Source organism: Methanomassiliicoccales archaeon LGM-RCC1, assembly GCA_030168575.1.
Taxonomy (GTDB): Archaea; Thermoplasmatota; Thermoplasmata; order Methanomassiliicoccales; family Methanomethylophilaceae; genus Methanoprimaticola.
In genome coordinates this window covers 790849-801547 of record CP115555.1, presented here as the reverse complement: position 1 = coordinate 801547, position 10699 = coordinate 790849, and the positions used below count along the sequence as shown (strand labels likewise).

The 10699-nt window shown below is 53.2% G+C and carries 9 protein-coding genes and 2 tRNA genes; 7 read left to right on the top strand and 4 right to left on the bottom strand.

Translation table 11 applies throughout. The annotated features are described in order from the left end of the window. Nucleotide 1 precedes the first annotated feature (1 nt). Nucleotides 2–457 (top strand): 30S ribosomal protein S15, encoded by a 456-nt coding sequence (locus PED39_03875; GenBank protein ID WII08351.1) that lies wholly within the window; start codon nucleotides 2–4, stop codon nucleotides 455–457. A gap of 5 nt (nucleotides 458–462) precedes the next feature. Continuing rightward, nucleotides 463–1809 (top strand): DHH family phosphoesterase, encoded by a 1347-nt coding sequence (locus PED39_03870; GenBank protein WII08350.1) that lies wholly within the window; start codon nucleotides 463–465, stop codon nucleotides 1807–1809. On the opposite strand, the gene PED39_03865 is transcribed toward PED39_03870, so the two are convergent. Then, complete coding sequence (locus tag PED39_03865) at nucleotides 1793–2776, bottom strand: bifunctional N(6)-L-threonylcarbamoyladenine synthase/serine/threonine protein kinase (GenBank protein WII08349.1); 984 nt, start codon at nucleotides 2774–2776, stop codon at nucleotides 1793–1795. The genes PED39_03870 and PED39_03865 overlap by 17 nt on opposite strands. A 63-nt stretch (nucleotides 2777–2839) precedes the next feature. Here PED39_03865 and PED39_03860 point away from each other — a divergent pair. Continuing rightward, nucleotides 2840–2915: transfer RNA gene (locus PED39_03860), tRNA-Val, on the top strand. A gap of 331 nt (nucleotides 2916–3246) precedes the next feature. Further along, nucleotides 3247–4713 carry an alanine/glycine:cation symporter family protein gene (locus tag PED39_03855; GenBank protein ID WII08348.1) on the top strand — a complete coding sequence of 489 codons (1467 nt, stop codon included), beginning with the start codon at nucleotides 3247–3249 and terminating at the stop codon, nucleotides 4711–4713. An 82-nt stretch (nucleotides 4714–4795) separates the two neighbouring features. Here the strand turns inward: PED39_03855 and proB are convergent, their stop codons facing one another. Together proB and PED39_03845 are read right to left on the bottom strand one after the other, a co-directional pair. Next, a complete protein-coding gene (gene proB, locus PED39_03850; GenBank protein ID WII08347.1) occupies nucleotides 4796–5908 on the bottom strand; it encodes a glutamate 5-kinase in 1113 nt (370 codons plus the stop codon). A gap of 4 nt (nucleotides 5909–5912) precedes the next feature. Continuing rightward, a complete protein-coding gene (locus tag PED39_03845; GenBank protein WII08346.1) occupies nucleotides 5913–7217 on the bottom strand; it encodes a glutamate-5-semialdehyde dehydrogenase in 1305 nt (434 codons plus the stop codon). 53 nt (nucleotides 7218–7270) lie between these two features. Here PED39_03845 and PED39_03840 point away from each other — a divergent pair. Together PED39_03840 and PED39_03835 are read left to right on the top strand one after the other, a co-directional pair. Next, nucleotides 7271–7356, top strand: a tRNA-Ser gene (locus PED39_03840). 438 nt (nucleotides 7357–7794) lie between these two features. Beyond that, nucleotides 7795–9078: an acyltransferase gene (locus PED39_03835; protein ID WII08345.1), complete on the top strand. Its 1284-nt coding sequence runs from the start codon at nucleotides 7795–7797 to the stop codon at nucleotides 9076–9078. Nucleotides 9079–9755: 677 nt separating this feature from the next. On the opposite strand, the gene PED39_03830 is transcribed toward PED39_03835, so the two are convergent. Then, a complete protein-coding gene (locus tag PED39_03830; GenBank protein WII08344.1) occupies nucleotides 9756–10079 on the bottom strand; it encodes a hypothetical protein in 324 nt (107 codons plus the stop codon). 357 nt (nucleotides 10080–10436) lie between these two features. Here PED39_03830 and PED39_03825 point away from each other — a divergent pair, with 357 nt between their 5' ends. After that, nucleotides 10437–10607 carry a hypothetical protein gene (locus tag PED39_03825; GenBank protein WII08343.1) on the top strand — a complete coding sequence of 57 codons (171 nt, stop codon included), beginning with the start codon at nucleotides 10437–10439 and terminating at the stop codon, nucleotides 10605–10607. The last annotated feature ends 92 nt before the right edge of the window (nucleotides 10608–10699 follow it).

Genomic DNA, 10699 nt, shown 5'->3' with positions numbered 1-10699 from the left:
TATGGCAAGAATGCACACAAGAAGAAAGGGAAAATCCTGTTCAAAGCACCCAATGGTTTCCGAGAATCCCGCATGGGTACCCCTCAACGCCACCGAAATCGAGGACCTCATCGTGAAACTCGCGAAAGACGGAATCATCTCCGCCCAGATCGGACTTATCCTCAGGGACCAGTACGGAGTACCTGACGTTAAGCTCGCTACCGGCAAGACGATCACCGAGATCATGGCTGAGAAGGGAGTCGCACCCGCTCTTCCCGAGGACCTTTCAAACCTCATGAGGCGCGCAATCTCACTGAACGTTCACTTGAAGAACAACAGGGGAGACGTCTCCAACAGGAGAGGCCTTCTCATGATCGAGGCAAAGATCAGGAGACTGGAGCGCTACTACAAGAGGAACGGAGTCCTCCCCGCAGACTGGAAGTATTCTCTCAGCAACGCGGAACTCATGCTTAAGTGAGTTATATGGAGACTGAGGTCCCCTCAAAACTTCTTACAACCTTATCTCATGCCGCGGACATCGTCCGCGGGCATGAGTTTATCCAAGTCTATTCTCACTACGATGCTGACGGCGTATCTGCCGCATCGATCATCGCACAGACCCTGCTCCGCGAAGGGAAGGAGTTCCGTGTGACCCTTTTCACAACGCTCAACGACTACAACATGGACATCATCCGCAGCACCAAGACCGACTGCATAATCATCACGGATCTCGGTGCGTCGTACATCGACCAGCTGGATGCCATGAAGAACGACATCGTGGTCCTTGACCACCACACCATCATCTCAGAAGCGCAGCGCGTATGCTACGCCAACCCTCACCTATACGGAATCGACGGGATGACCTCCGGATGCGGAGCCACCATGGCGCTGCTCTTCGCGGTGACCATGAACGAGGCCAACTGGGATCTTGTCCAGGTTGCCTTCGCAGGCATCGCCGGCGACAGACAGCACATCAACGGCCTGTCCGGTCTGAACGTATACCTCCTCGAGGAAGGGAAGAAGAGAGGCTTCGTGGAGGAGATGCCGGGATCGCTGATCCCCGCAGGAGACCTGATGACGCAGCTCTATCTCACCACCGACCCCTACATCCGCGGGATTAGCGGCAACGAGGACGGTGTGGCCAAGATACTGGACGATGCCGGGATAGACCACGGCAAATCCTACATGGATCTCAACGAGGACGAGAAGAGGAAGCTCTCGTCGCTCATAGCGGTCAGACTTACAGAGCAGGGCATGCTCGAATCATCGCTGAACGAGATCGCCCGCACAAGGTACTTCCTCACAGGATTCAAGATGGATGCAGAGTACCTCTCATCGGTGCTCAACAGCTGCGGCCGCGCAGGATTCGGAGGCATGGGCATCTCCGCTGGAATGGGAGATGTCAAATCCATCGAGCTCGGCGCCAAGCTGATGAACGACTCCAACAGGGACGTCGTCCTCAACATGGTGGAACTGGACAAGAAAGGCTTGAACCAGAGGAATCACTTCCAGTGGTTCGACAGCACCGATTCCGGTTTCACTGGAATGCTCTGTGGAATCGCGATGCAGTGCATCGGGGATCCCGACAAGCCCACCATCGGAATGAATCAGTCCAAGGATCCCGTCAACCTCTCGTCGAGAGGGATGTGGAAGCAGCTGGACAGAGGAATCGACCTCGCTGTCGCCATGAGGGAGGCTTGTGCATCCGTCGGCGGAGAAGGCGGCGGTCACAGGATCGCTGCAGGCGGTTCCATCCCTGCCGAGATGGTAGAGGGCTTCTTAGAGAACCTTGATTCTATTCTGGAGAAGCAGCTCAGCTCCTCCAAGTGACATCGACCTCGTCTGTCCTGAATCTCTGATTCACGATGGTGTCGTTGATGTTCATCCTCACGCCGGACTCGTACATCTCGCTGCCGAGCCAAGCGATCATAGCGCCGTTGTCCATGCAGAACCTGCGGTCGGGACAGTACATCTCAGCTCCGCGGGCCTCCGCCATCTCCCTGACCATCTCCTTCAGACGGTTGTTCTGGGCGACGCCTCCGCCTAAGAGGACCTCGTCCTTTCCGATGTGGGCCATTGCCCTCTCGGTGACCTCTGTGAGCATGGCGTAAGCGGTCTCCTGGACGGACAGCGCGATGTCCTCCAACGGAACTCCCTTCCTCTGAAGGTTCAGTGCAGCCGTCATAAGGCCTGAGAATGCCACATCCATGCCTTTCACTGAATAGGGGAGCTCGTGATACTCCTTGCCTTCCTTGGCCAGCTTCTCGAAGATCGGTCCGGCGTAGAATCCCATACCGAGGTCCCTTCCGAGCTTGTCCAGCATGTTGCCGATACCGATGTCCTGCGTCTCTCCGAAGATCCTGTACTTGCCTTCGGCGAAGGCGATGATCTGAGTGTTCCCGCCTGAAGCGTACAGCAGGGCGGGGTCATCGCATCCGCATAGGGCCCTTCCGATCTCCACGTGGGCGACGCAATGGTTCACTCCCACTATCGGGATCCCCATCGTGAGGGCGAACGCCCTTGCAGCCGTTGCGGCGACACGCAGACAGGGCCCGAGTCCGGGGCCCATCGAGAACGATACGACATCGATGTCACCGGGTTTCAGTCCCGAGGCATCGAAGGCCTGCTGCATCACCGTGGAGACGACGTCCACATGATGGTTTGCAGCTTCCCTGGGGTGGAGACCGCCGTTCTTCGGCCTGAACATGTCGAGTTCGTTGGCTAGGACGTTGTGATCCGAATCCACGATCCCGACACCCAGCGTGTGGGCGGTACCCTCGATGCCTAATGTGATCATCGACCTTCAATCAAACGCGTGACTAAAAAGCTTTATGTACTGCCAGTCTATCGTCCGTACATCGGACCCGTGGTCTAGGGGTTATGACGTCGCATTGACATTGCGGAGGTCGCCGGTTCAAATCCGGCCGGGTCCACCATGTTTATCCAACACTTCTCCTGAGTCATAGTTCACGTCTCCATGATCGATGCTGACAATTAAGCTCTAAATGAATCAAAGTTAGCATAGGTCAACGATTATTGACCAAATTATTCGATATCAATAGAATTTCTACGAATCACAATAATTTTTTTCGATTTTGCTTATTTTTCGCAGTAGTTTTTTCGATTAATACAGCAAAAGTACCTATAATTACGAAAATCGAATAAGTCTGACAATCTTTATATTAATTAAATGAGGATGGGGTGGCCATAGATTGATGGTATCTCTTAGATACCATTCGCAATCGTAACTCAATTGAGGTTTAACTCATGGGAATAGCAGAAACCCTGTCAGATATATTCGATCCCCTCAACACATACATTTGGTACATCGCCTTCGTATGTCTGATCGGTCTCGGATTGTACTTCGCTTACAGGCTCAAGGTGATGCAGATCACCCACATGGGTGAGAACGCAAAGCTCGCCCTGTCCGGAGTCAGCGAAGGTAAAGGAGATAAAAGACTGTCATCGTTCGAGGCGTTCTGTCTCGGAATGGGTGCCCGTATCGGTGTAGGAAACATCGCCGGAGTGGCAACCGCCATCGTCACCGGAGGACCCGGAGCGGTCTTCTGGATGTGGATCTTCGCACTCATCGGTGCAGGAACTAGCTTCTTCGAGTCCACAGCGGCTCAGATCTACAAAGAGAGGAAGTCGGACGGAAGTTACTACGGTGGACCTGCGTACTACGCTACGAAGGGACTCAAGAGCAGGAAGCTGGGAATCGCCCTGGCCTTCATGATCTTCGTGACCTTCGGTATCGGATTCGTAGGAGTCCAGGCCAACAACTCCGCTGATGCGATCGCAACAGCATTCGATGTCGACCCCACAATCGTCGGTGCGCTCATCGCGTTCCTTGCGGCCATCATCATCTTCAGCGGAACGAAGATCGTCGGAGTGTTCTCCTCCAGGGTCGTTCCCGCAATGGCCGTTCTGTGGATCATCCTAGCACTCGCAGTCATCTGTGTCAACTTCCAGAACGTCGGAAACGCAATCTACATGATCTTCCAGTACGCCTTCTCCGGTCCCGCGATCTTGGGTGGAGGAATCGGAACCGTCATCATGATCGGTCTGAAGAGAGGAGTGTTCTCCAACGAGGCTGGACTGGGTTCCATCGCCAACATAGCAGGAACCGCACACACCACGCACCCTGTCAAGCAGGGACTCATGCAGTCCTTCGGTGTCATCGTCGACACCCTCATCGTCTGTACCTTCACCGCTCTGGCCGTTCTCTCGTTCGGAGACTGGTCCCAGATCGAGGCACTGTGTTACAACGCAGACCATGAGATCATCCTGCAGAAGGCCCCCCTTGTCATGTACGTCGCATCACAGGCAGTCGGACCCTGGGCATCCACAGTTATCGCCCTGTTCCTGTTCGTCTTCGCATTCACCAGCATGCTCGGATACTACACCATGTCCGAGGCCAACATGAGGTTCATCAAGGACAACAACCTGCTGATATTCGTCATGCGTTTGATCATCGTCGTTGTGGCGTTCGCATCCTGTCTCATCAACGTGTCTCTAATGGATACAATATCGGATACGTTCATGGCAGCAATGGGAGCCATCAACGTAGTGGTCGTAGCACTTCTGGCCAAGCCGGTCATGGAGGCCTACCACGACTACAGGGAACAGAAGAAGAACGGCATCAAGGAGCCTATCTTCACCAAGGACGTTCTCTCCGACCCCTCGGGTGTAACCGAGTGGGACTCGCCTCAGGAAGAGGGAGTAGAGGAGTAAGCACAAACTTTTACGGGGGAGCGATCCCCCGATCTTTCTTGTTTATTTCAACGGCGCAGTTATGCAGCTTTGATGAACTTGATCAGAGGACAACCAGATTCTCTGAGATTATTGCTTCCTTGTGATCCTTGCGTCCGAGAATTCCCTCGAGCTCCGCAGTATGCTTGCCGGCTATCGCCGACATCTCCTTGGAGCCGTATCCGGCTATGCCTTTGGCGATCCTGTGGCCCTCACAGATGATGTCCACGACCTCACCCTTGTCGAAGGTGCCTTCTACGGAACGAATCCCCACAGGGAGCAATGACTTGTGGTCCAGGACAGCCTTCTCCGCACCAGGGTCGATGACGAGCCTTCCGGATGCATGAGCGGACTTGATCCATCTGCGCTTCTTGGAGATCTCGCTGTCGGAGACGAATATCGTTCCGATGTCGTCGCCGGTAGCCGCCCTGTAGATTGCATCGGGCTCCTTGCTGGATGCGATGATCATGCTGCAGCCTGCATCCTTGCATATGACCGCTGCGTCCAACTTCGTCCTCATGCCGCCGGTTCCGAGACCGGTGCTGCTCTCCCCTGCCATGGAACGGACGGATGCGTCCACATTATGGACCACCGGAACGAGCTTGGCGTCAGGATTCTTTGTGGGATCGGAATCGTACAGTCCCTTGACATCTGAGAGGATGATAAGGAGGTCCGCATCCGTCCTGCTGGCCACTATCGCTGACAACGTGTCGTTGTCACCGAACTTGATCTCCGTGATGCAGACGGCGTCGTTCTCGTTGAAGATCGGGATCACGCCGTTGTCCAACAGTGAATCGATTGTGTTGTTGAGGTTTATCGCACTGTCCCTGTCGGAGTATGTGTCGAGGGACATCAGAATCTGCCCGACGATCATCCCCTGCCTCTGGAAGCTGTCGGCCCATCTCTGCATCAGTATGCTCTGGCCGACGGATGCCGCTGCCTGCCTTATCGGGATATCGTTGGGATTGGCCTGGACCTTCATGGCCTTGAGGCCGACTCCGATGGCCCCTGATGTGACTATCAGGACCTCCTTGCCCTCATCCTTCAGCGCCTTAACCTGCTCCGCGACGGAGTCCATGAAATCGATCGATATGGACTTCCTGCCCTGCATGAGGGATGTGGTCCCTATCTTGATGACGACACGTCCGACCTCTCCGAGAATATCCTTCCTAGACATCGTATCACCTCAAAGGACACTCCGAGTCCAGTCTCTTGTGCGTGAACGCCTTGGCATCCCTGCCGACGTAGTCCTTGACGACCTGGCCGTTGCCTATGAGCACATACTTGTAGATCATCAGGCCCTCCATTCCCATGGGGCCGCGAGCATGTATCTTGTTGGTGCTTATCCCGACCTCGGCTCCCTTGCCGAACCTGTAGCCGTCCGCGAAGCGCGTGGACGCGTTGACGAACACGTCAGCGGAATCGACCATCTTGACGAACACCGATGCCTTCTGCATATTGCTTGTGATGATCGCATCGGTATGATGCGAGCTGTGAGAGTTGATGAAGTCTATGGCCTCCTGGAGCGAATCTACGACTTTGACCGCGACTATTAGGTCGCCGTACTCCTCGTACCAATCATCTTCCGTGGCCTGGACGGCCTCCTTGACGATCGACCTCACACGGTCGTCACCCCTGATCTCCACTCCCTTCTCCGTGAGAGAGGAGGCGAGCTTGGGAAGGAACTCCTCCACGATCTTCGAATCCACGAGGATGTTCTCCACCGCATTACAGACAGCGGGGTACTGCACCTTGGAATCCGTCGCTACCTCCACCGCCATCGACTGATCGCATTCCGAATCCACATAGATGTGGCAGATGCCTGCTGCGTGACCGAGCACCGGGATCCTGGTGTTCTCCTGGACGTATTTCACGAAGCTGTTGGAACCGCGGGGGATCAGGAGGTCTATGTAGCCGTCCATGTCGAGAATCTCCCTGAAGTCCTCCCTGGACTCCAGGAGCACGAATGCTGAATCGCTGACGCCAGCTGTCGCCGCAGCCTTCCTGAGGACATCGAATATCGCCTTGATGGTGCGATGGGCCTCGCTTCCTCCCTTGAACGCCACGCAGTTGCCTGACTTCAGGCAGAGGGACATGATCTGGGGGACGACGTCGGGGCGGGATTCGAACACCACGCCCAGCATCCCCACGGGACAGCTGACCTGATAGAGCGTGAGACCGTCGTCCAGTTCAATGGTGGACATCGTGCCCCCTACGGGGTCCTTCAGGGATTCCACGCTCCTTATTCCTTTGACCATATCGTCGATCTTTGCGTCATCCACGACCATGCGCTTGTACATCGGCTTAGGTATCTTGTCCCTCGCTTCGTCCAGGTCCTTCCTGTTCTCCTCGAGGATGGTTGAACGGCTCCCATCGAGAGCTACCGCCATTGCCTCCAGCGCCCTGTCCTTGACTTCTGTGGACAGGACGGACATTCCGACTGTGGCCGCTTTCGCCGCTTTGATCTGATCGGTGATATCAGTCATTAGACAGCGATAGACGAAGATATTTAATAGACTAATTATGTCGGGGCATCTAAGCCGAGATAGCCAAGCCCGGTATGGCGGCGGTCTCGAAAACCGCTGGGCCTCGCCCTCGGGAGTTCGAATCTCTCTCTCGGCGCCATCTTTACCTTCTGGTACCCTTGTGTTGCTTCCTGCATTACCCGTTTTTTGTGACAATTCCATTGGGTAACGTCCCTGTTCTTCATCTCTGACGCTCTGCTAAAGGCTACCAAACAGCTTGTGGAAGCCCCATCTTATGACGAAGCATACACTTTATCCGGGTCGATATCAGATACATCGAAACAGAAACATCCTCTCAACTCAGTTCCATGGACTGAGGCATCGGAATCGAACCGCCCGCCCGGTACCTGAACGGATCTGTTTGGAAAGGAAACGGCGATGGCATCATGAGAAGCGGTTGAAAGACCATACGGCCTGACGGCCATTCCCATTATTCATAGATGGTCTGACAGTCAATAATACTTAACAATTCGTCTTCGAAACTGTTAAAGAAAAAATCCTTATTCTTCCCTTAATGAACCAACAATCGGGTGAACCCGTGGAAGGTGCAACGTCCAAGAGCAAACTGCCCCGCAACTCCAATCTGGAAATGGCCAGAATAATTGCGATGCTGATGATAATAGCGTTCCATCAGATCATCTTCACCAACGGATCTTTCCCCGACTCCCCCGATATAAGCGTCCTGACCTACTCATTCGGATGCACACTGGGGCTTGCCGGTGTCGTGATCTTCACGCTGATCACCGGGTACTTCATGGCCAATCAGAAGATAACGGTCACAAAAATACTCAAACTCCTGATGGAGGTCTGGTTCTTCTCGATAACTATCAGGCTTTGCGGTATTCTGTTCTTCGGCAATACCGTTAATGAAGAATACATCCTGGATATGCTCTTCCCGATTATATCGGACGAATATTGGTTCATTAGCTCATATCTGATACTTGTCCTACTTTCACCGCTAATCAACTTGTGTCTCCACACCATATCGACCAAGGCCCACCTGGCGCTGTGCACCGGCATGCTAATCGTCACCTGGGGGCTCTTTTCCATCCACAATATCACCATCGATGGGGCACCGGTGGTATCCAAGCACCTATCGCTGATTACCCTTTACTGCATCGGCGCATTCATCAGCCTGCACCCGCAGCCGATAATAAGCAGCAAAAAGACCAGCGGCTTCACACTTGCTTACGCGTTGATTGCAACGCTGGCACTATCCTTTGCCGTGACATTCCTGGTATATGACAGGAGCCTCGGATGGGACTGGATCCCACAGCTCATCATCGTTTTGATCGTTTTCATCGGGGGAGCGCTGCTGTGCCTGATAGCCCCCAAAGGGAAGTTCTTCGACAGACTGTTCATATTCCTGATATTGTTCCTACCAGTTCCGCTCTTCCTCGATCTGGGATACAACGACTTCCAGGGTATGGTCAATATCTACATGGGGAAGATGAGCGGCATCACGCTCCTGCTCGGCTTCGCGACCTTCCTGTATTTCCTCAACAAAAAACCGAAAACCAGCAAGGCCGTGAACTGGGTAGCGGCATCCATGTTCGGCGTATACCTGATACACGAGAACCCCATCATGCACTATCATCTATGGAATGAGTGGCTCGGGCTTCCAGAATACTTCGGAAATGCCCTCTACCCGTTGATCGTCATAGCCGTGACGGTGGTGGTGTTCATAGTCTGCGTATTCATCGATAAGGCAAGGATATACCTGGTATTCAAGCCGCTGGACCGGTATCTGCAAAAGTTTTACGCATGGGCCGAATCATTAGTTGAGAAAGTGGGAAAAATGGCGGATGCGAGCCTCAAATGACGGAAATCACGCTTTTTCCGAGACAATAAACCCCCCGCTTGCCTCCCAGGCCGGCACATAAGCCAATCCGCGAACTCCAGGATGATCTTGGGATCGGTGGGAATCAAACTGTACCTCTGGTTGTTGAACAGTGAGATTCCGGCAGTGTAGTCGCCGTACTGCTCGGTCCTTCTGTCCCAGAAGGAGTTCATGTCCAGGGAGACCCTAAAGGATCCCCTGGAGAAGGTCATACGTTGTCCCTCACGGGAGGGTGCTCGTTCTTGATGGGCTGTGCTGCTGTTCCTATGTCTGAATGACATCGTTTCCTATGTTTCCTATTGCCATGTCTATTCCTCGCAATGGTGTATTGAAGGGGTTTAGACAACATGCGAAAACACGGCGGATCACCCGTCTAACGTGGGATTAAAAGTCTAATAGTTGCAGATTTCTGCAAGACATGGCGAAGAGAGGCTGCCAAACAACTTGTGGAAACCCCGCCTTATGGCGAAGCGCTCATTCAAGCTGGCTCGGAGCGTTCTGCATCTCTCTCTCTCGGCGCCATTATTCCATAAAAAATGACCCGCAAAGGTTACATTGTCATCGATTTCTGGTAAACATTGGCATAGCTTCTGCCAGGATACGGTGCAAAATGACGTGGTTTGAACTGTTCGGTCCCTTCTCACGACCCAGACATCATTTTATTCTGCGTCCATACGCACGTCCACATCGTCGATCCTGTATCTCACAGCATCCCAGATGCCCGGGACGTCCTGCCATTCATCGATAAGCTGGGGGAGGTCGTCCTTGAAGATAAGGGTAGGATCCGTCATGGCCAGCCTGCGGTTCTGATAGTTCCCTTTCGGATCGGCTATGAGGATAGCGCTATTGCAGCAGTTGTATGACGTCCAGGTCTTCCCGCACCATTTGGGCCCTGTGATATTGACTGCACCGAAGAGAGACAGACACCTCTCCACTTCGCTGTCTATGAGTCTTGGGACGTATCCTTCCTTCTTCAGGGTCATGAACGTAGCATCGGTTGGACAATATACATTATTGATGATTTTTCGGATTGATTATTGATGATTTTTCGATATAATCGTTGATGAATTTTTGTATCTATCGACGCTATTTATTCCGTCTCTACATACATTCGTCATCGTCCTTCGGAATGTTGCGTACTGTCGGGCGGCTTTTTGAAAACTGAGGATGCCGACAGGCATACCCATCGAGACCCGCGTGCGGATTCTCGTCAGCGCCCGGAATTGATTGTGAAAAAAGAAAATATTCCAACACAGACAATGTTTAAACTATTAAGACATCAGAAATGACCATTAAACAAATGGAAGCTGGAACAAGAGCATACCAAAGGATTGAGTAACATGTCCAAACATCTCAGCAATACGAAGTTCATAATCGCCATCACAATCGTGATGCTCATATTCTCCGCATTCATGATAATGCCCGATGCGGAGGAAGCTGCCGCCGATCCCGGTGAGGACGGTCAGAATGCGGTGATAACCTTTGGTATAAACTGGACGGCACCATCCTGATCGTGGTCGCGGTAGCGTTCTACGTCATCAGGTCCAAGAGGGCCTGAAACCGATTAAGAAACGGGGGCTCAGCCCCCAATCTTCCTTCTGAT

Bases quoted from the DNA above. Each gene is read 5' to 3' on its own strand.
- PED39_03865 (WII08349.1), bottom strand. From the start codon at position 2,776: ATGATCACATTAGGCATCGAGGGTACCGCCCACACGCTGGGTGTCGGG.
- PED39_03870 (WII08350.1), top strand. From the start codon at position 463: ATGGAGACTGAGGTCCCCTCAAAACTTCTTACAACCTTATCTCATGCC.
- proB (WII08347.1), bottom strand. From the start codon at position 5,908: ATGTCTAGGAAGGATATTCTCGGAGAGGTCGGACGTGTCGTCATCAAG.
- PED39_03875 (WII08351.1), top strand. From the start codon at position 2: ATGGCAAGAATGCACACAAGAAGAAAGGGAAAATCCTGTTCAAAGCAC.
- PED39_03830 (WII08344.1), bottom strand. From the start codon at position 10,079: ATGACCCTGAAGAAGGAAGGATACGTCCCAAGACTCATAGACAGCGAA.
- PED39_03825 (WII08343.1), top strand. From the start codon at position 10,437: ATGTCCAAACATCTCAGCAATACGAAGTTCATAATCGCCATCACAATC.
- PED39_03855 (WII08348.1), top strand. From the start codon at position 3,247: ATGGGAATAGCAGAAACCCTGTCAGATATATTCGATCCCCTCAACACA.
- PED39_03845 (WII08346.1), bottom strand. From the start codon at position 7,217: ATGACTGATATCACCGATCAGATCAAAGCGGCGAAAGCGGCCACAGTC.